Origin of the sequence: Rhodoplanes tepidamans, from assembly GCF_030813915.1 — a bacterium.
GTDB lineage: Bacteria > Pseudomonadota > Alphaproteobacteria > Rhizobiales > Xanthobacteraceae > Rhodoplanes > Rhodoplanes tepidamans.
This window is the reverse complement of record NZ_JAUSUJ010000006.1, coordinates 247570-267642: the sequence shown is the minus strand read 5'-3', so window position 1 is coordinate 267642 and position 20073 is coordinate 247570. Positions and strand designations below refer to the sequence as shown.

Genomic DNA, 20073 nt, shown 5'->3' with positions numbered 1-20073 from the left:
CCTGACTCGCTCCGGGATCGGATTCGCCCGAAATTCCGCCGTCACCCGCGCGCAAATCCGCCTCGCGGCATGAAGTCGAGTTCTTGCCCTGCCTCGAAGCGTGCCCACGCCGTCCGGCCCCCGAGGGTCGCGACCGCGTGGGCACGGCGCGTTCCGCGCCTTTGCCCACCCAACGGTTTTGGTCATTCCGGGGCGCGGGCGCAGCCCGCGAGCCCGGAATCCATACTCCCGGTATCGGTGGCTCACGAAAGACAGGGCGTATGGGCCAGGGCTCGGCCCTGCGGTCCGCCCCGGGACGACGACGGCCGTGTACGACGCTACCCCTCCATCCGGGCGATGAACCACTTCAGCAGCTTGATCCAGATCTCGTCCTTGCCGACGGCGTCCTCGATGCCGTGCTCGAGATTGGGGTTGTCGTTGACCTCCATGACGAAGACGCCGTCCGGCGTCTCCTTGAGGTCGACGCCGTAGAAGCCGTCGCCGATCGGGCGGGCGGCGCGCACCGCGGTGTCGATGACGACGTCGGGCGCCTGGTCGAGCCCGAAGGTCTTGAAGCCGCCCTCGCGGGCGGTGCCGTCGGGCCGGTGCTTGACGATCTGCCAGTGGCCGCGGGCCATGCGGTACTGGCAGACGAACAGCGGCTCGCCGGCCAGCACGCCGACCCGCCAGTCGAACTCGGTCGGCATGAACTTCTGGGCCAGCAGCAGGTCGGTCTCCTCGAAGAGCTCGCCGGCGACGCGCTCGAGGTCCTGCGCGGTCGACACCTTGTGGATGCCGCGCGAGAACGAGCCGTCGGGGATCTTCACCACCAGCGGCAGGCCGAGCTCGTCCACGGCGCGGGTCAGGTCGGGCTGGTCGGCCACCATCACGGTCGGCGGCGTCGCCACCCGGTTCTGGCGCAGCAGCTCCATGAGGAATACCTTGTTGGTGCAGCGGATCATCGAGATCGGGTCGTCGATGACCGGCATGCCCTCCTGGGCGGCGCGGCGGGCGAACCGGTAGGTGTGATTGTCGATCGAGGTGGTCTCGCGGATGAACAGTCCGTCGTACTCGGCGAGCTCGGCGAGCTGGCGCCGGGTGATCGGCTCGACGTCGACCGAGTGGCGCTCGGCGATGCGGGCGAAGTGGCGGATCGTCGACGCCGAGGAGGGCGGCATCTTCTCGTTCGGGTCGTACAGCACCGCGAGATCGTATTTCGACGTGGTACGGGCCTTCGGGTCGCGCCAGTCGCGCCTCGTGTGCTGGTGCAGCGATTCGCGGAAGAACGTCGCCTCGCCGTTGGCGAGCCGCGTCACGGTGCGCATGCGGATGCGGTCGATCGAGAGCCAGGTTCCGCCGGTGTCGACCGTCACCTCGAGGGCCGGGCAGCGGAACCAGTCGAACAGCAGCCGGCCGAACGCCTCGAACCGGGTGTCGCGCGGGATGCCGAAGCAGACGAACAGCTTCAGCTCGCCCTCGGGCTGGAGGTCGGCCTTGCGGGCGCAACGGTTGAGCGAGTCCTCGAGCTCCGGCAGCGCGTGCTCGTAGAGCTTCGCCTCGCGCAGCTCCAGCATGGTCTCGACGGTGGGCACCACGCGGTGGCCGCGCGCCTCGGCGAGCAGCGAGGCGTAATAGCCCTTCGACTGGTAGGCGTAGGAGCGCGACAGGTTGATCAGCTTCGGCCGCGCCGTCTCGAACAGCCGCGGGCGAGCCAGGTACTCGCTCGTGGTGATCACCTTGTGCGGCGTGTCGGCGTTGGGGAAGTCGCGGGGCTGGTCGACCAGGATGACCCAGCCGGTCATGAGAGAGGCCCTTTCCGAGCGAGTGCCGTCCGGACGGCGGCGCGGCGCACGCGGCGCGACGCTCGCGGATCGTCCGAGCGAGTCGTGTCGATCCGCTTCGTGTCAGCCGGATGACGCGACGCCGCTTGTCGTCGCGAATCAGGGTGTCGCGAAAGCCCGCCGGCGTGCGATCACGAAGATGTCAGAGGATCGGTCGTGCCGGCACCCCGGTCCGGCCGGTCAGGACACCAGCGCCTTCTCGAAGCGCAGCGCGTCGCCCTTGTCCTCGTAATACGCGACGTGGCGGCCGAACTCCCTGAAGCCGGCCCGTCGATACCGTGCGATGGCGCGGGCGTTGGTCTCGTGCACCTCCAGCCGGATCGCCCGGCAGCCGCGCGCGGCCGCTTCCGCCTCGGCGGCGGCGAGCAGGGCCGGACCGAGGCCGTGCCCGGCGGAGGCCGGGTCGACCGCGATCGAGTAGAGCCGCGCCACCGCGCAGCCCGCCCGGGTCAGCACCACGGCCGCCCCCGCGACGCGGCCCTGGTGCTCGGCGACCAGCACGGCGGCGCTCGGCGAGGCGAGCAGCCGGCGGATGCTCCGGCGCGACATGCAGTCGGTCGCGAACACGGCCTGTTCCAGCGCGTTCAGCGCGTCGAGGTCGGCCGCCACGGCGCGCCGCACCCGCGCCGCATCCGCGGTTGACGTCTCTGCGGCTGACGTCTCCGCGGGCGGCATGGGCGCCATGCAGGAGGGAGCCGCACGATTGCGGGAACCGGAATGTGTCGCCATGGTGGTCGCGGTGCGGGTCTCGGGGGCGCCGGCCGTGGCCGGATCGCGGGGGGTACACCTGCCGCAGGGCCGCGACAAGCACGCGACCCGTGCCGCAGACCTGCCTCGCTCGCCCGCCGGCGTTGCCGGAACCGCCGGCCGTCGCCATCTTGGGCGTGAACAGGAAGGCATGCTGATGTCGCTGGCGCTCGAAGGCAAGACCTCGCAGGGCGAAAAGACCTCGCAAGGCGAACCCCGTCCGGCCGCTCGCGGCGGCGCACCCGGAGCCGGTTCCAGCCATGTGGTGCTCGACATCACGGGCATGACCTGCGCGGCGTGTGCCGGCCGGGTCGAGAACGCGCTGAAGCGGGTGCCGGGCGTCGCCCAGGCGACCGTCAACCTGGCGCTGGAGCGGGCCGACGTCGACGCCGCCGCCGGCATCACGCCGGCGCAGCTCGCCGCCGCGGTCGAGCGCACCGGCTTCGGCGCGCATCCGCGCCCGCCCTCGGCGGCCGAGCGCCGCCGCGAGGAGGAGGCCCGCGAGGCCGAGCGCGCCGCGGCCGAGCGCCGGCAGCTGATGCTGCTCGTCTTCTCCGCCGTCCTCACCCTGCCGCTGGTGCTGCCGATGGTGGCGGCGCCGTTCGGCTGGCATCTCCATCTCGATCCGTGGATCGAGCTGGCGCTCGCCACGCCCGTGCAGGTGCTGGTCGGCGCGCGCTTCTACCGGGCCGCCTGGAAGGCCGTGCGGGCCTTCTCGGGCAACATGGATCTGCTGGTCGCGCTCGGCACCTCGGCGGCCTATGCGTTCAGCCTGTACATGGTTCTCGACCGCGGCGAGGCCGCCACCGGCCACCTCTATTTCGAGGGCGCCGCCGCCGTGATCACGCTCGTCGTGTTCGGCAAGTGGCTGGAGGCGCGCGCCAAGCGCGGCACCACGGCCGCCATCCGGGCCCTGATGACGCTGCGGCCGGAACGCGCCCATGTGCTGCGCGACGGCCGCGAGACCGACATCGGCGTCGACGACCTGCGGCCCGGCGAGCACGTCGTGGTGCGGCCGGGCGAGCGCATCCCGGTCGACGGCACCATCGTCGAAGGCGAGAGCGAGGCCGACGAATCGCTGATCACCGGCGAGAGCGTCCCGGTGGTGAAGCGCATGGGCGACAAGGTGACGGCGGGGGCGCTCAACGGCGTCGGCCGGCTGGTGGTGTCGGCGGTCGCGGTCGGCGAGGACACGACGCTCGCCCGCATCATCCGCCTGGTCGAGAACGCCCAGTCCGGCAAGGCGCCGGTGCAGCGCCTCGTCGACCAGGTGTCGGCCGTGTTCGTGCCCACCGTGATCGTCATCGCGATCCTGGCCTTCGCGGGCTGGCTGATCGCCGGCCACGGGCTCGAGGAGGCGCTGGTCGCCGCCGTCTCGGTGCTGGTGATCGCCTGCCCCTGCGCGCTGGGCCTCGCCACGCCGGCCGCGCTGGTCGCAGGCACCGGCGCCGCGGCGCGGGCCGGGATCCTGGTGAAGGACATCGAGGCGCTGGAGCGCGCCGCCGTCGTGGACACGGTCGTGTTCGACAAGACCGGCACGCTGACCGAGGGCCGTCCGGCCCTGACCGACGTGATTCCGCTCTCGGGGGCCGGCGAAGCCGGCGCGGGACCGGGACTCGACCGCGACGCGCTGCTGCGGCTCGCCGCCGCCGTGCAGGCCGGCAGCGAGCATCCGCTGGCCAGGGCCGTGATGGCGGCCGTGCCGGATGCGGCGCTGCCGCCCGTGCAGGGGTTCAAGGCGCTGGTCGGCCGCGGCGTCACCGGTACGGTCGAGGGCCGTACCGTGGCGATCGGCAACCGCGACCTGATGACGGAGCTCGGGGTCGACGTCGCGCCCGCCGAGGCGGCGCTGGGCGAGGTCGAGGGCGGGGCCCGCACCGCCGTCGTGGTGGCGGTGGACGGCCGCGCCGTCGGCGTGCTCGGCATCGCCGATCCGGTGCGCGGCGAGGCGGCCGAGGCGGTGGCGCTGCTCGCGGCGCGCGGCGTGCGCGCCGAGATGCTGACCGGAGATTCGGACGCCGTCGCCCGCAAGGTCGCGGGCGCCCTCAACCTCGCCGCCTACAGGGCCGGCGTGAAGCCGGCCGACAAGTCGGCCGCCCTGGAGGCGCTGAAGGGCGCCGGACGCCGGCCCGCCATGGTCGGCGACGGCATCAACGACGCGCCGGCGCTCGCCGCCGCCGAGGTCGGCATCGCGCTCGGCACCGGCACGGACGTCGCCGTGGAGGCCGCGCCCGTCACGCTGATGCGGCCGGACCCGCGGCTCGTGCCGGCGGCGCTCGACATCTCGCGCCGGACGGTCCGCAAGATCCGGCAGAACCTGTTCTGGGCCTTCGTCTACAACGTGATCGGCATCCCGCTCGCGGCGGCCGGCTTCCTCACCCCGGCGCTGGCCGGCGCCGCGATGGCGATGTCGTCGGTCTCGGTGGTGACCAACTCGCTGTGGCTGAAGCGCTGGCGGCCGGACTTCCTCCGGGACTGAGGCGCGCGCCGGCGGGAGACGAAGAGGCACCGGTTGGCACCGCACCTGTGATACTGTAACGGTGTCGCATCGCCGAGCCGCCATGACGCATCACCACCACGATCCCGGACACGCCCATCCGTCGCCGCGGCTGCCGCCGTCGCTGCTGCGATTCTCGCTGCCGGCCCGGCTCGGCATCGTCGCCGCCGTGGCGGCGGTCGTCTGGGCCCTGGTGCTGTGGGCGATCGCCTGAGGCGGCCGAGAGACCAGGATGATCCCGCAACTCGCCTTCCGCGACCTCACCCTCGGCTACGACCGCCATCCGGCCATCCACCATCTGGACGGCACAGTGGAGCGCGGCGCGCTGCTCGCCGTGGTGGGGCCGAACGGCGCCGGAAAGTCGACCCTGTTCAAGGGCATCGTCGGGCTGCTGCGGCCGCTCTCCGGCAGGGTCGACCTGTGCGGCCTCGATCGCCGCGAGGTCGCCTACCTGCCGCAGGTCGCCGACATCGACCGCAGCTTCCCGGTCAGCGTCTACGATCTCGTCGCCATGGGCCTGTGGCGCAGCATCGGGTTGTTCGCCGGGCTCGGCGCGCAGGAGCGCCATCGCATCCACCACGCGCTCGAGGCGGTCGGCCTCACCGGCTTCGAGCGGCGGCCGATCGGCAATCTCTCGGGCGGCCAGCTCCAGCGCGTGCTGTTCGCCCGCCTGCTGCTGCAGGACGCGCGGGTGATCGTGCTCGACGAGCCGTTCAACGCCATCGACGCCAAGACGGCCGCGGATCTCTTCGCCCTGGTGCGGCGCTGGCACGGCGAGGGCCGCACCATCCTGGCCGCCCTGCACGACCTCGAGATGGTGCGCACGAGCTTCCCCGAGGTGCTGCTGCTCGCCCGCGAGAAGGTCGCCTGGGGGCCGGCCGAGGACGTGCTGACGCCCGCCAACCTGCAGAAGGCGCGCCGCATGTGCGAGGCCTTCGACGAGGACGCCTCCGAATGCCGCGTCGCCGCGGAGTGAGGCCGCCCCACCCTCGGGCTCGTCATGCCCGGCCTCGTGCCGGGCATACACGACCTTGCGGCGTCGCGGTGGGACAGGCGTGGATGGCCGGGACGAGCCCGGCCATGACGACGAATGGATACCAGGTGAAATCGAGTGGGCCGAGGCCGCGCACATGTACGACCTGCTGATCGGCCCGTTCCAGGAGTTCGAGTTCATGCGCCGGGCGCTGGCCGGGACGGTGGCGCTGGCGTTCGGGGCGGGGCCGGTCGGCGTGATTCTCATGCTGCGGCGGATGAGTCTCGTCGGCGACACGATGGCTCACGCGATCCTGCCCGGCGCGGCGCTCGGCTTCCTGGTGGCCGGGCTCGACCTGGTCGCCATGACGCTGGGCGGCCTCGCCGCCGGCCTCACCGTGGCGCTGCTCGCCGGCGCGGTGGCGCGGGCGACCGACCTGAAGGAGGACGCCTCGCTCGCCGCCTTCTTCCTGATGTCGCTCGCGCTCGGCGTGACCATCGTGTCGATGCGCGGCAGCAACGTCGACCTCCTGAACTTCCTGTTCGGCAGCGTGCTGGCGCTCGACGATCCGACCCTGATCCTGATGGCGTCGATCGCCACGGTGTCGCTCGTGGTGCTCGCCGTGATCTGGCGGCCGCTGGTGCTCGACTGCGTCGATCCCGGCTTCCTGCGCTCGGTCAGCCGGGTCGGCACGCCCGCCTACATCGTCTTCCTGACCCTGCTGGTGCTCAACCTGGTCGGCGGCTTCCATGCGCTCGGCACGCTGCTGTCGGTCGGCATCGTCATCGTGCCGGCGACGGTCGGGCGCTTCTGGGCGCGCGACATCACCGGCATGATCGCGGTCGCGGTCGGCACCGGCGCGGTGTCGGGCTATGTCGGACTGCTGGTGTCGTTCCACACCGGCGCGCCGTCCGGCCCCGCCATCATCCTGGTGGCGGCGGTCGTCTACATCGTCTCGGTGCTGTTCGGCCCGGTCGGCGGGGTGCTGCCCCGGCTGCTGCCGCGGCGCCACCTTGAGGCCTGACCCGGCCCCGCCGGCAGCCGCGCCGCGACACACGGGCCGGTGCGGGGACGCGCATCGGGCATGGCCAACTCGCCTCCACTCCTATACCGTGCGGGGATGGCTGATCACTCCGACCATGCCGGTGCGGCCGGCGCCGATCTGTCCGACCAGGATCTGCGGGTGCGCGCGGTGGCGACGCTCGCGACCGAGCGCGGCGGCGTCGAGGCGTCCGTGCTCGACAGCTTCATCGACGTCTACGTGGCCCGCGTCGCTCCGCAGCAGGACGCGGCGGCCGGGCCGCTGCCCGACGACGCCTCGGTCACGCCGGCGGCGCTCGGCGCCAAGGCCATGATGGCGATCCCGCGCGACGGCGAGGGGCCGCTGTTCCGGGACCGCTGGGAGGCGCTCGCCTTCGTGGTCGCCATGATGCTGGAGCAGCGCGGCGTCTTCACCTGGACCGAATGGGCGGAGGCGTTCGGCACCGAGATCCGCCGGGCCCGCGCCGCCGGGACGGGCGACACCTATTACGAGACCTGGCTGTCGGCGCTCGAGCGCCTCGTCGGCGAGAAGGGCATCGCCGACCGCGCCACCCTGATGCGCTACCGGCACGCCTGGGACCAGGCCGCCGCGCGCACGATGCCGGGCGACGAGATCGCGTTGCGCCCCGACGATTTCGCGTGATCCGATCATCGGTGTCATACGGCATCCGAGTGATCAATCCGGTGGTCATTCCGGGGCGGCGCGCAGCGCCGAACCCGGAATCCAGCCGAGACCCCGGAGGTTGCCGCTGGATTCCGGGTTCGCGGCTTCGCCGCGCCCCGGAATGACGCCGAGCGGATCACCCGGAAACAGTGTCGCGCGGATCGCGCGCGGGCCGGGCGGACGCCGGGCCGTCACCGCGCCGGCGCGGGCCGCGGCGCCTCCGGCGTCGCGATGTGCTCGGGCCGGACGCCCATGCCGATGAGCCGGGCCGGCAGCCGGCGCAGCGGCGGAAACCATTGCAGCAGGCGCAGCGGCAGCGGCACCGACAGCGCCTCGGTGGCGCCGAGCACGCGGGCGACCACCCGGTTCTGGATCAGCACCTGCAGCCGCTGCGTCACCACGGTCGGCCATTCGCGCCGCGCCTGCACGCGCGCCAGCACGGCGTCGTCGGCTCGCCGCTCGGCGAGCGGTGCGGCCAGGATGTTGGCGGCGGCGACCGCGTCCTGGACGGCGAGATTGATGCCGACGCCGCCGATCGGCGACATCGCGTGGGCGGCGTCGCCGATGCACAGCAGCCCCGGCCGGTGCCAGCGCGGCAGCCGGTCGACCGTGACGGTGAGCAGCTTGACGGCGTCCCAGTCGGCGATCGCCTCGACCCGGTTGGCGAAGGCCGGCTTGATCCGCGCCACGCCGGCCCGGAAGGCCGGCAGGCCGGCGGCCCGCAGCGTGTCGGCCGAGCCCTTGGGGATCACATAGGCGCATTGCCAGTAGTCGCCCCGGTCGATGGTGACCAGCATCCCGCCGGGGACGAACACGCCGAGGCTCTCGGCGACGTCGTCCGGCCGGCGCGGCAGCCGGAACCACATCACATCCATGGGGGCGCCGATGTCGGTGACGGCGAAGCCGGCCCGCGCCCGCAGCGTCGAGTGCCGGCCGTCGCAGGCGACGACGAGATCGGCCCGGATCGTCACCGGCCCGTCGGGCGACGATGCCCGCACCCCGGCGACGCGGCCGGCCTCCTCGACCAGATCGGTCGCCTCGTGCCGCATCTTCAGCCGGAAGCCCGGGAAGCGCGCCCCGTAGGCGGCCATGAAGTTCAGGAAGTCCCATTGCGGCATGAAGGCGACGAATCCGCACCGCACCGGCAGATGGCGGAAGTCCGCCACCGTCACGGTGGTGCCGGCGATGTCGCCCCCGATGGTCGGCGCCGGGACGTAGGGCTGCTTCAGGAGGTCGTCGAGGATGCCGAGCTCGTGCATCAGCTCGAGCGTCGAGGGGTGGATGGTGTCGCCGCGGAAATCGCGCAGGAAGTCGGCGTGCTTCTCCAGCACCATCACGTCGAGGCCGGCACGCGCCAGCAGCACGCCGAGCATCATCCCGGCCGGTCCGCCGCCGACCACGCAGCAGGTCGCCTCGATCGCCGTCTCGGCCGGATCGTTCGCCATCCGCGCTCCTCCCGGGGTCCGACCGCAGGCAGCACGCAGGGATACGCGACGGGCCGGCGCGGCTGCGCCGGCCGCTCAGATCATCCGCTCGGTCACCATGTAGCCGGCCAGCAGTGCGACGCCGAACAGGAGCACGCCGCAGGCCGCCACCACCTCCAGGCCGCGCAGGAGGACGGCGCCGCCGCCGCTGCGGTGCTGGACGAGGCGGGCCGCCGCCGCCCTGGCGCCCACCGCGACGGTGGCGATGGCGGCGACCGTGATGGCGGTGCCGAGCCCCATGGCGAAGGCGGCGCCGACGCCGGCCCAGAACAGGCCCTGGGCGAGAGCGAAGACCAGCACCAGGATGGCGCCCGAGCAGGGCCGCAGGCCGACCGCCACGATGGCGGCGAGGCCGCGCGACCAGCCGCCGGGACCGGCCAGATCCTTCGGGTCCGGGCCATGGGCGCAGCCGCAGTCGGGCCCGTGGACATGGTCGTGGGCGTGGCCGTGGTGATCATGACCGTGACCATGGCCGTGGTCGTGATCATGGGCGTGGTCGTGATGGGCGTGGCCGCCGCCGGCCGGGGCCGTCACCACGGCGTCGTGCCGATGCGCCGCCGCCGCGCTCCCGTGATCGTGGTGATGATCAGGATGCTCGTGATGCTCGTGATGATCGTGATGATCGTGATGATCGTGGCCGCAGCCGCAGGCGCCGTGCGCGTGCTCGTGGTGAGCATGACCGGCCTGGTGAGCATGATGATCGTGCCCGTGCGCACGGCCGGCATGGACGAGGCCGGCGAGGGCCGGCTCGCGTGCGGCCGCCACGGTGGTCGGGGGCACCGCCGCAGCCGCCACCGGAGCCGCCGGCGCCAGTGCCGGGCTCGCCACGGCCGTCCCGGTGCGGGCGGCGCGGAGATCGGTCAGCGCGCGGAGAAAGCCGCGGCCCTTGACCCACACCAGCCGGGCGCCGACCAGGGCGATCAGGGCGTAGCTGACGATCTCGATCCAGCGCACCGCCTCGTTCATGGTCTTGGCGGTGGCGTTGAGGGCGACGGCCGCGACCGCCACCACGGCGACGGCGACCAGCGCCTGCAGCAGTGCCGAGGCGAAGGAGAGCACGACGCCGCGCTTCCAGGTCTCCTCGTTCGCGATCATGTAGGACGAGATCACCGCCTTGCCGTGGCCGGGGCCGGCGGCGTGGAAGATGCCGTAGAGGAACGACACGCCGAGAAGGCTCCACACGGCGGTGCCGTCCTGCCGGGCGGCCCGCACGAGGCCGGAGAGCGAGCGGTAGAAGCGCGCCTGCTCGGCGAGGATCCAGCCGACGAAGCCGTCGGCGGCGGGGGCCGGCGGCGGCGAGGGCGGGCGCGGCACGCCGAACGGCGTTCCCTGCGCCAGGGCGACGTCGATCCCGGCCGCCACGGCGAGGATCAGGACCGACAGACCCGCGAGGACGAGCCCCGCGGTCCGGAGGGGGCGCGGGCGCATCGTCGACCTCGACGTGTTCATGGGCAGCGAACCGAGACCTTGTTGGCGAAGAGCTGGCCGAATCGTGCGTTGTCCTGCCCGAACGCCGCCTCGCCGAGCGACTGCAGCTTGGCGGTCGCGTCGCCGTCGGTCGGCTTGCTCACCGCCACCTTGCAGGCGCCGGGCGGGTTCTTCAGGGCGACCGGGTCGGCGCCGTCGGCGAACGAGAAGTCGACGAAATAGCTCGGGTCGTACACTTCGAGATCGATGCCCTTGGCCTTGGCCGGCGTCTTCAGCGGCAGGGTGAAGTGCAGGGTCAGCATGGAGTCCTTGAACTCCAGCCAGTAGTCGGTCGGGTCCTTGAACGGCGAGGTCCTGCCGTCGAGCTTGGCGTAGGTGAAGAAGTCGTACTCCTTCAGCGACGTGACGTTCACCTCGGCGAGGTCCTTCAGCTCCTCGCGGGTGAAGACGCCCTTCTGCTTCGACTCGAGGCCCTGGGTCGCGTAGGTCGAGAACATGTCGTCGAAGGTCCAGGCGTGCCGGACGCCGGTGACGGAGCCGTCCGGGCCGTAGACCAGCTCGCTCTTCATCACCACCCAGACATGGGGATGCGCGAGCGCGCCGCGGGGCAGCAGCAGGCACGCCGCGAGGGCGAGCAGCACGGCGAGGCCGCGCAGCCTCGCGGTCGAACGGTTCGTCATGCGGGAGCCCTCGGCGTCCTGATTCGACGGCAGTACGCGTTGTGAAGCCATCAGACCATAGCGGGGACTGGGGCGGAAGGAAGGCTGGAGCTTACTGGCCCATTACGTCGGTTTTATTTCGCCGGGGGCGGGGTCTTCTGATGCCCGGTCGTTCCGGGGCGCGTGCGTGGGCCCGGAATCCTACCCCCGGTCGGGGTGACTCACGACGGACAGGGCGTGGGTCCCCGGCTCGGCGCACCGAGGTCGGCTTCAGTCGACTTCGGCACTCCGAGAAACCGATTCCGGGCAGGCCGGGGATCGGCGCGCCGCCTCAGGCTCCCGCCGCGCCGCCGTCCGCGCGCGGGTCGTGACCGCCTTCGATGCTGCCGCCCGGGTGCATCACGACGGCGCCGGCATGGCCCATCGTGACCGAGTAGGGCTCCGGAACCAGTTCGACCTCGTGGCCGGCCGAGAGGAGCCGGTCGACCAGGCGGTCGGGGAAGCGCGGCTCGAGCCGGAGATTGTCGCGGGCCGCTCCCCAGGTGCGGCCGAGCAGCCAGCGCGGGGCGTCGAGCGCCCGGGCGAGGTCCTGGCGGAACATCACGTGGCGGGTGAAGACGGCCGCCTGGGTCTGCGGCTGGCCGTCGCCTCCCATGGTGCCGTAGGCCATCACCCGCCCGTCCTTCAGCACGGCCAGCGCCGGATTGAGGGTGTGGAACGGCCGCCGGCCGGGGGCGAGCGCCCGCAGCGCCTTCGGGTCGAGCGAGAAGCTGGCGCCGCGGTTCTGCATCAGCACGCCGGTCTTCGGCAGCACGCAGCCGGAGCCGAACTCCCAGTAGATCGACTGGATGTAGGAGACGACGAGGCCGCTCGAATCCGCCGCGCCCATCCAGATGGTGTCGCCCTTGTCGCCCCGGTGCGGCCACGGCGCCGCGCGGCGTGGATCGACCCTGGCCGCCTCGGCGTCGAGGCGCTTCGGATCGAGAAGCGATTCGGCCGGCACCGGCAGCCGGTCGGGGTCGGTGACGACCCGGTCGCGGGCGATGAAGGCGCGCTTGGTCGCCTCGACGATCCCGTGCACGTGCTCGAAGCTCTCGGCCTCGGTGACCCGCAGGCGATCGAACAGCGCGAGAATCATCAGCGATGCTAAGCCTTGCGTCGGCGGCGGGGCGTTGTAGGCGGTGCCGACCGACAAGGGCGTCGACAAGGGGGCGGCGACATAGGCGCGCTGCGCCGCGAGGTCCGCCCGGGTCACCGGGCTGCCGATGCGGTCGAGATCGGCGGCGATCTCGCGGCCGACGTCGCCGCGATAGAAGTCGTCGAGGCCGGCGTGGGCGAGGTGGTCGAGCGTCTGCGCCAGCGCGGCCTGGCGCATCGTCGCGCCGGCTTCCGGCGGCTTGTCGCCGGCGAGGAACACCTCGGCGAAGCCGGGGGCCTTCGTCAGGTCGTCGACATGGGTGGCGGTCAGGGCCGCCTGGCTGGGGCTGACCACGTAGCCCTCGCGGGCGGCCTTGATGGCCGGTGCGAGCAGCACGTCGAGCGGCGCCCGGCCGCCGAGCGCCTTTGCCGCCTCCAGGGCCAGCGCCCAGCCCGACACGGCCCCCGGCACGGTCAGGGCGGCGAGCGGCCCGCGGGTCGGGATCGCCTCGTGCTCGCGATAGAGCTCGATCCGGGCGCGGCTGCCGGCCGGTCCCGGCGCCATCAGGGCCCGGACCTTTCCGGACGGCTCGTGCACCAGCCAGAACCCGTCGCCGCCCACATGGGTCATGTGCGGGTAGACGGAAACGATCATGGCCGCCATCGCGACCATCGCCTCCAGGGCGTTGCCGCCGTCGGCCAGCACGGCGCGTCCCGCCTCGGCGGCGGCATGGTGGGGAGCGGCGGCGACGCCGCGGCGATGTCCGGCGGTGTGGAGGGGCATGAGGCTCGTGACGCGATGACGGGAGGCGGGGTTTTATCAGCCTCGCGATCCCGGTGCGAGCCCGCGGACGGTCGCGGCGCGCCCCGGGATTTCGGAATGCGAAATGCCCGGTCATAAACCGGCGGTCGTCGGGCCGGCACCGTTGGCCATCCACGTGCTCGATGCCGAGAGCTTTTCAATCGTGGATGCCCGGCACAAGGCCGGGCACGACGATTCAGAATCCGGGCTGCCGGTCCACGTCCGCCCCCTCACGCCGCCTCGACGAGTCCGCGCTTCTTCAGCAGCGCGTCCACCTCGGGAAGGCGGCCCCGGAAGGCGACGTAGGCGTCGGCGGGGTCGCGGGCGCCGCCGGCGGCGTAGACGAAGTCCTTCAGCCTCTTCGCGACGCCCGGATCGAACACGTCGCCGGTCTCCTCGAAGGCCGCGAAGGCGTCGGCGTCCAGCACCTCCGACCACATGTAGCTGTAATAGGCCGCCGCGTAGCCGCCGCCCGAGAACACATGGGTGAAGTGCGGGGTGCGGTGCCGCATCACGATCTCGTCGGGCATGCCGATGCGCCCGAGCGAGGCGCGCTCGAACGCCTTGGGGTCGACGGCCTCCGCCTGCTCGGGCGACAGCACGTGCAGGTCGAGGTCGACCAGGGCCGAGGCGACGTACTCGACCGTGGCGAATCCCTGGCCGAACGTGCGGGCGCGGGCGAGGCGGGCGATCAGGTCGTCCGGCATCGGCTCGCCCGTCGCGGCGTGGCGGGCGAAGCCCTTCAGCACGGAGGGATGCTCCATCCAGTGCTCGTAGAGCTGCGACGGCAGCTCGACGAAGTCGGTGGCGACGCTCGTCCCCGAGATGGTCGGCCAGGTGACGTCGGAGAGCAGGCCGTGCAGGGCGTGGCCGAACTCGTGGAACAGGGTGCGGGCGTCGTCGAAGGAGAGCAGCGCCGGCTCGCCGGGGGCGGGCTTGGCGAAGTTCATCACGTTGACGATGAGCGGCAGCACCGCGCCGTCGAGCTTCTCCTGCTTGCGCAGCGACGTCATCCACGCCCCCGAGCGCTTGGAACTGCGGGCGAAGTAGTCGCCGAAGAACAGGCCGACCTTCTGCCCGGCCGGGCCCGTCACCTCCCACGCCCGCACGTCGGGATGCCAGACCGGAACGTCCGTCCGCTCGGCGAAGCCGAGCCCGAACAGCCGCGTCGCGGTGTCGAAGGCGGCGGCGATCATCCGCTCCAGCGGCAGATAGGGGCGCACCTCGTCCTCGTCGATGCCGTAGCGCGCCTTGCGCAGCTTCTCGGCGTAGAAGCGCCAGTCCCAGGCGGCGAGCGGGAAGTTGCCGCCCTCCTGGCGGATCATCTCCTGCATGGCGTCGCGGTCGGCGAGCGCCCGGGCCCGCGCCGGCGTCCACACCCGGTCGAGCAGGGTTCGCACCGCCTCCGGGGTCTTCGCCATCGCGTCCTCCAGCCGGAAGGCGGCGAAGCTGTCGTAGCCGAGCAGCCGCGCCCGCTCGGCCCGCAGCCGCACCGTCTCGGCGATCACGGCGATGTTGTCGGTCGGCCCGCCCGATTCGCCGCGCGCCGCCCAGGCCCTGAAGGCCTGCTCGCGCAGATCGCGCCGCTCGGCGGCGCGCAGGAACCCCTCGACGCTCGAACGGGCCAGCGTGACGGCGTACTTGCCCGCGTGGCCGCGCTCGGCCGCCGCGGCCTTGGCCTCCTCGCGGGCGGAGGCGGAGAGGCCGGCCAGATCCGCCTCGTCCAGCAGCAGAACCCAGGACTGCTCGTCGGCCAGCACGTTCTGGCTGAAGGTGGTGCCGAGGGTCGCGAGCCGCGTCGTGATCTCGGCGAGCCGCGCCTTGGCGGCCGCGTCGAGGCCGGCGCCGGAGCGGCGGAAGGTCAGCCGGTAGCGCTCCAGCACCCGCGCGTCCTCGGGCGGCAGGCCGTGGCCGTCGCCGAGCGCGGTGATTCGCGCCCACAGCCGGCCGTCCGTGCGGATGGCGTTGGCATGGGCGGCGAGCGTCGGCGACAGCGAGCGCTCCAGCGCCAGCAGGGCGTCGTTGGTGTGGGCGCCGGCCAGCACGTGGAACACGGCCGAGACCCTGCTCAGGGTCCGCCCGCTGCGCTCCATCGCCGCGATGGTGTTCTCGAAGGTCGGCTCGGCCGGGTCGGTGGCGATCCGGTCGATCTCGGCGCGGTGCTCGGCCAGTGCCGCGTCGAAGGCCGGCTCGAAATGCTCCGGCCGGATCGCCGCGAAGGGCGGCGCCTCGAACGGGGTCGTCCAGGCGGCGAGCAGCGGGTTGTCGGCACCGCCGGCCGGGGTGGTCGCGGGCGTGGGGAGCGTCGGAGCTGTCATGGTGAACCGGACCGAGGGTTTCGCGTTGCCGCCGGAGCCGGGCGCCGCGGCGTGTCCAGGGCAATATAGGGTCGGCCGCGGGGCGTGCCAGCGCCGCCGCGTCGCCCCGCCGACTTGACCCGGGCGGGCTTTCGTGGAGAGTCCGCGCCGAAGAACGAGGATCCGTCCGTGCTCGACACCGTCTCCAAGCCCGCCTCCCGCCGCATCGCCTGGTCGAACGTCTCCACCGTGCTCGGCGCCGCGCTGCTGATCGGGGCCGAGGTGTTCGGCGCCGCCTTCGCGGGCGGCTGGGCGGTCGCCAATCTGCTCGGCCTCGGCGAGTACGGCGCCTGGGGCCTGCAGGGGATCCTGATGCTGGCCGGCGTCGCCGTGATGGTGCAGTTCGTACGCATGAGCCGGAAGGTCGAGCCGTTCACGACGCGCGGCTGAGCGGCACAGCGACCGCCGTGCCGGCCCTGTGAGTCGGCGTTAAAAGGTCGCCAACGTTTCCGGAAATTTTTATCGGTCGAGACGGTCCCGTCGGGACTCAAACGTCTTGCACCCCCGGATCAAATCGCTTAAGTGACCCTTGCCCAATTTCGCACGTGCCTGTGGCCGTGTGTCGATCGGTGGGCATCCGGACAAGAGGCCGGACAGCCGCCCGGAGCGAGATCGGAACGATCGCGAGATCGCCGATTGCCTGAGCTCCGAAACACTTGATCGACAGCCGGAGGCGAAACCGGCGCACCCCGTCCTCAGCGGGGGACGCGGCTTAAAGCAACGACGGAGCGGGCTTTTTTGGTCCTGCCGGCATTCCACCGCCGGCCAGGGCGCCGAAGAGGCTTGTTCATCATTGCCGGGCGTGCGGATCGGGGCCTCCCCTTTCCAATCCAAGGCAGCACGGACGGTCGAAGAGCCGTTCACGACGCACGCGTCCCCATCGCGCGTGGTCGTGGAGGCGTCTCCGGCCGCACTCACCGCGAGGCCGTTCGCCGGCCTCCACCTAGCCTGTTGGGGAGAGCGCCATGACCGAGCGCATCCGCGAGTTTCTGCGCCGTCGCCGCGAGGACGGTCCGTGCCTCGTCGTCGATCTCGACGTCGTGCGCGAGAACTATCTCGCCTTCGCCCATGCCCTGCCGGACACCCGGGTGTTCTACGCCGTGAAGGCGAACCCGGCCCCGGAGGTGCTGTCGCTGCTCGCCTCGCTGGGCTCCTGCTTCGACACCGCCTCGGTCGCCGAGATCGAGATGGCGCTCGCGGCCGGCGCCGCGCCGGAGCGCGTCTCCTTCGGCAACACGATCAAGAAGGAGCGCGACATCGCGCGCGCCCATGCGCTCGGCATTCGCATGTTCGCGGTCGACTGCAAGGCCGAGGTCGAGAAGGTCGCGCGCGCCGCGCCGGGCTCGCGCGTGTTCTGCCGCTTCCTGTACGACTGCGCCGGCGCCGAGTGGCCGCTGTCGCGGAAGTTCGGCTGCGATCCGGAGATGGCCGTGGACGTGCTCGAGCACGCCCACCGGCTCGGGCTGGAGCCTTACGGCGTGTCGTTCCATGTCGGCTCGCAGCAGCGCAACGTGCGCTCGTGGGACCGTGCCCTGAAGTCGGCCGGGCGGATCTTCCGCGAGTGCGCCGAGCGCGGCATCACGCTGTCGATGGTCAACATGGGCGGCGGCTTCCCCACCAAGTACCTGAAGAAGGTGCCCATGGTGGAGAGCTACGGCCGGGCGATCTTCCGGGCGCTGTGCAAGCACTTCGGCAACGCCATCCCGGAGACCATCATCGAGCCGGGCCGCGGCATGGTCGGCAATGCCGGCGTGATCGAGGCCGAGGTCGTGCTGGTCTCGACCAAGAGCGAGAAGGACGAGCTGCGCTGGGTCTATCTGGACATCGGCAAGTTCGGCGGCCTCGCCGAGACCATGGACGAGGCGATCCGCTACCCGATCCGCACCCCGCGGGACGGCGACGCGGTGAGCGACTGCGTCCTCGCCGGCCCGACCTGCGATTCGGCCGACGTGATGTACGAGAAGAACCCGTACCCGCTCCCGGTCAGCCTGGAGATCGGCGACAAGCTGCTGATCGAGGGGACCGGGGCGTACACGTCGACCTACTCGGCCGTGGCGTTCAACGGCTTCGCGCCGCTGAAGACGTACCACATCTGAGTCAGCGTCTCTGACTCGTCATGCCCGGGCTGGTCCCGGGCACCCACGCGCAACGTCCGTCTCACCCGAAAACGTGGATGGCCGGGACAAGCCCGGCCATGACGGCCTGCGTTTTGCCGGTCCCTGCCCGGAACCTTGGCCGGGCACGCTTTCAGTGGCGGGGGATGCTGCCATGATCACGATTCGTCCCGAGCGGCCGGCCGACGTGCCGGCCCGCGAGGCTCTGCTCGACCGGGCCATGGGTCCGTGCCGCTTCACCAAGGGCTCCGAGCGCCTGCGTGCCGGCAACCTGCCGGCGGCCGGCCTGGCGCTGGTCGCGGTCGCGTCCGGTCCGGACGGACGCGAGCGTCTCGTCGGCACGGTGCGGCTGTGGCCGGTGTCCGCCGGCGGCCGCGACGGGCTGCTGCTCGGGCCGCTCGCCGTCGACCCGGACCGCCAGGGCGAAGGCATCGGCGCCGCGCTGATGCGGCATGCGCTCGCCGAGGCCACGCGGCGCGGCCACGCCGCCGTGCTGCTGGTCGGCGACGCGCCCTACTACGCGCGCTTCGGTTTTTCGGCCGCGGTCACGGCGGGCCTGGGGATGCCGAACGGTCCCGAGCCGCGGCTGCTCGCCCGCGAGCTCGTGCCGGGCGCCCTGGCCGGCGCCGCCGGGACGGTGACGCAGCGGCTCCCGGCCGGGGCCGCGAGGAGGGCGGTTCGCCGCCCCGCCGGCGTGACCGGTCTGCCGCTGCCGCGGGCGGCTTGATCTTTGCCGTCGTTTGTCGTTCACGGGGGCGCGCCATTTTGCGGCGTGCTCCTCGCCTTGCTTCCAGGGGCCGGTGAGCACGCCGCGCCGTCCCGTCTTCCATCCACTTCTGTTTCGGAGCACCCGCGATGACCACCTGGCCCGTGCACGCCCGAATCGACGGACCGATCGTCATGATCGGGTTCGGCTCGATCGGGAAGGGAACCCTGCCGCTGATCGAGCGGCATTTTCAGTTCGACAAGTCGCGCATGGTCGTGATCGACCCGAGCGACGCCGACCGCCGCCTGCTCGACGAGCGCGGCATCCGCTTCGTCCACGAGGCGGTGACGCGCGACAACTATCGTGAGCTGCTGCCGCCGCTGCTGACCAAGGGCGGCGGCCGCGGCTTCTGCGTGAACCTCTCGGTCGACACCTCGTCGGTCGCCATCATGGAGCTCTGCCGCGAGCTCGGCTGCTTCTACATCGACACCGTCGCCGAGCCGTGGCCGGGCCTCTATTTCGACAAGTCGGCGAGCCCGGCCGCGCGTTCGAACTACATGCTGCGCGAGCGCGTGCTGGAGGCGCGCCGTCGCAGTCCCGGTGGCATCACGGCGGTGTCGTGCTGCGGCGCCAATCCCGGCATGGTGTCGTGGTTCGTCAAGCAGGCGCTGCTCGACATCGCCCGCGACACCGGCGTCGAGACGATGGTGCCGACCACCCGCGACGGCTGGGGCCGCCTGGCCCAGCGGCTGGGCGTGAAGGGCATCCACATCGCCGAGCGCGACACCCAGCGGGCCAAGCACCCCAAGCCGCAGAACGTCTTCGTCAACACCTGGTCGGTCGAAGGCTTCGTGTCGGAGGGCATGCAGCCGGCCGAGCTCGGCTGGGGCACGCACGAGACCTGGATGCCGCAGAACGGCCGCACCCACGACACCGGCTGCGGCGCCGCCATCTATCTGCTGCAGCCGGGCGCCAACACGCGGGTGCGCTCGTGGACGCCGACCGCGCAGGCCCAGTACGGCTTCCTGGTGACGCACAACGAGTCGATCTCGATCGCCGACTATCTGACGGTGCGGGACGGCGCCGAGGTCGTCTACCGGCCGACCTGCCACTACGCCTATCACCCGGCCAACGACGCCGTGCTGTCGCTGCACGAGATGTTCGGCGCCGCCGGCAAGCGGCAGGACAAGATCCACATTCTCGACGAGAACGAGATCGTCGACGGCATCGACGAGCTCGGCGTGCTGCTCTACGGGCACGCCAGGAACGCCTATTGGTACGGCTCGCAGCTCTCCATCGACGAGACCCGCGAGCTGGCGCCGTACCAGAACGCCACCGGCCTGCAGGTCACCTCGGCGGTGCTGGCCGGCATGGTGTGGGCGCTGGAGAATCCGGAGGCCGGCATCGTCGAGGCCGACGACATGGACTTCCGCCGCTGTCTCGAGGTGCAGCGCCCCTATCTCGGCCCGGTGATCGGCACCTACACGGACTGGACCCCGCTCACCGGCCGCCCGGGCTTCTTCCCCGAGGACATCGACGAGACCGATCCCTGGCAGTTCAGGAACGTGCTGGTGGGGTGAGCGAAGCTGGTCATTCCGGGGCGAGTGCCGAAGGCACTCGAACCCGGAATCCAGCGGCGAACTC

At 72.1% G+C, this 20073-nt stretch carries 16 protein-coding genes; 9 read left to right on the top strand and 7 right to left on the bottom strand.

What is annotated here, in order from left to right; all coding sequences use genetic code 11:
• Window positions 1–317: 317 nt before the first annotated feature.
• A complete protein-coding gene (locus J2S22_RS10050; RefSeq protein ID WP_272777144.1) occupies window positions 318–1781 on the bottom strand; it encodes a RimK family ATP-grasp domain-containing protein in 1464 nt (487 codons plus the stop codon).
• Between the two features lie 219 nt (window positions 1782–2000).
• The gene (locus tag J2S22_RS10045; protein ID WP_272777143.1) at window positions 2001–2441 is read right to left on the bottom strand and encodes a GNAT family N-acetyltransferase; all 441 of its coding nucleotides are present in this window, start codon (window positions 2439–2441) and stop codon (window positions 2001–2003) included.
• A gap of 277 nt (window positions 2442–2718) precedes the next feature.
• Between J2S22_RS10045 and J2S22_RS10040 the strand changes: the two genes are divergently transcribed.
• The 5 genes from J2S22_RS10040 to J2S22_RS30905 all read left to right on the top strand — a co-directional run bounded on the left by J2S22_RS10040 (window position 2719) and on the right by J2S22_RS30905 (window position 7721).
• A complete protein-coding gene (locus J2S22_RS10040; RefSeq protein WP_272777142.1) occupies window positions 2719–5046 on the top strand; it encodes a heavy metal translocating P-type ATPase in 2328 nt (775 codons plus the stop codon).
• An 82-nt stretch (window positions 5047–5128) separates the two neighbouring features.
• Window positions 5129–5278: a hypothetical protein gene (locus J2S22_RS10035; protein WP_272777141.1), complete on the top strand. Its 150-nt coding sequence runs from the start codon at window positions 5129–5131 to the stop codon at window positions 5276–5278.
• 18 nt (window positions 5279–5296) lie between these two features.
• A complete protein-coding gene (gene aztA, locus J2S22_RS10030; RefSeq protein ID WP_272777140.1) occupies window positions 5297–6040 on the top strand; it encodes a zinc ABC transporter ATP-binding protein AztA in 744 nt (247 codons plus the stop codon).
• 154 nt (window positions 6041–6194) lie between these two features.
• Window positions 6195–7061 (top strand): metal ABC transporter permease, encoded by an 867-nt coding sequence (locus J2S22_RS10025; protein WP_272777139.1) that lies wholly within the window; start codon window positions 6195–6197, stop codon window positions 7059–7061.
• A gap of 96 nt (window positions 7062–7157) precedes the next feature.
• A complete protein-coding gene (locus tag J2S22_RS30905) occupies window positions 7158–7721 on the top strand; it encodes a nitrile hydratase accessory protein (protein WP_370878194.1) in 564 nt (187 codons plus the stop codon).
• A gap of 212 nt (window positions 7722–7933) precedes the next feature.
• Here J2S22_RS30905 and J2S22_RS10015 read toward each other — a convergent pair whose 3' ends face one another.
• From J2S22_RS10015 to J2S22_RS09995, 5 genes are all read right to left on the bottom strand, one after another.
• A complete protein-coding gene (locus J2S22_RS10015; RefSeq protein ID WP_272777138.1) occupies window positions 7934–9187 on the bottom strand; it encodes an FAD-dependent oxidoreductase in 1254 nt (417 codons plus the stop codon).
• Window positions 9188–9262: 75 nt separating this feature from the next.
• Window positions 9263–10654, bottom strand: a complete 1392-nt coding sequence (locus J2S22_RS10010) for a nickel/cobalt transporter (RefSeq protein WP_272777137.1) — start codon at window positions 10652–10654, stop codon at window positions 9263–9265.
• A 17-nt stretch (window positions 10655–10671) separates the two neighbouring features.
• Entirely contained in the window at window positions 10672–11334 is a 663-nt protein-coding gene (locus J2S22_RS10005) for a DUF1007 family protein (protein WP_272777136.1), read from the bottom strand.
• 310 nt (window positions 11335–11644) lie between these two features.
• The gene (locus J2S22_RS10000) at window positions 11645–13234 is read right to left on the bottom strand and encodes a gamma-glutamyltransferase family protein (RefSeq protein ID WP_272777135.1); all 1590 of its coding nucleotides are present in this window, start codon (window positions 13232–13234) and stop codon (window positions 11645–11647) included.
• Window positions 13235–13482: 248 nt separating this feature from the next.
• Window positions 13483–15570 (bottom strand): M3 family metallopeptidase, encoded by a 2088-nt coding sequence (locus J2S22_RS09995; RefSeq protein WP_272777134.1) that lies wholly within the window; start codon window positions 15568–15570, stop codon window positions 13483–13485.
• Window positions 15571–15738: 168 nt separating this feature from the next.
• On the opposite strand from J2S22_RS09995, the gene J2S22_RS09990 reads away from it, so the two are divergent.
• The 4 genes from J2S22_RS09990 to J2S22_RS09975 all read left to right on the top strand — a co-directional run bounded on the left by J2S22_RS09990 (window position 15739) and on the right by J2S22_RS09975 (window position 20009).
• The gene (locus tag J2S22_RS09990; protein WP_272777133.1) at window positions 15739–15999 is read left to right on the top strand and encodes a hypothetical protein; all 261 of its coding nucleotides are present in this window, start codon (window positions 15739–15741) and stop codon (window positions 15997–15999) included.
• A gap of 575 nt (window positions 16000–16574) precedes the next feature.
• Window positions 16575–17705, top strand: coding sequence for a type III PLP-dependent enzyme (locus tag J2S22_RS09985; RefSeq protein WP_272777132.1), 1131 nt, complete (start codon window positions 16575–16577; stop codon window positions 17703–17705).
• 172 nt (window positions 17706–17877) lie between these two features.
• Window positions 17878–18450: a GNAT family N-acetyltransferase gene (locus J2S22_RS09980; protein WP_272777131.1), complete on the top strand. Its 573-nt coding sequence runs from the start codon at window positions 17878–17880 to the stop codon at window positions 18448–18450.
• A gap of 128 nt (window positions 18451–18578) precedes the next feature.
• Window positions 18579–20009 carry a homospermidine synthase gene (locus J2S22_RS09975; RefSeq protein WP_272777130.1) on the top strand — a complete coding sequence of 477 codons (1431 nt, stop codon included), beginning with the start codon at window positions 18579–18581 and terminating at the stop codon, window positions 20007–20009.
• Window positions 20010–20073 lie beyond the last annotated feature (64 nt).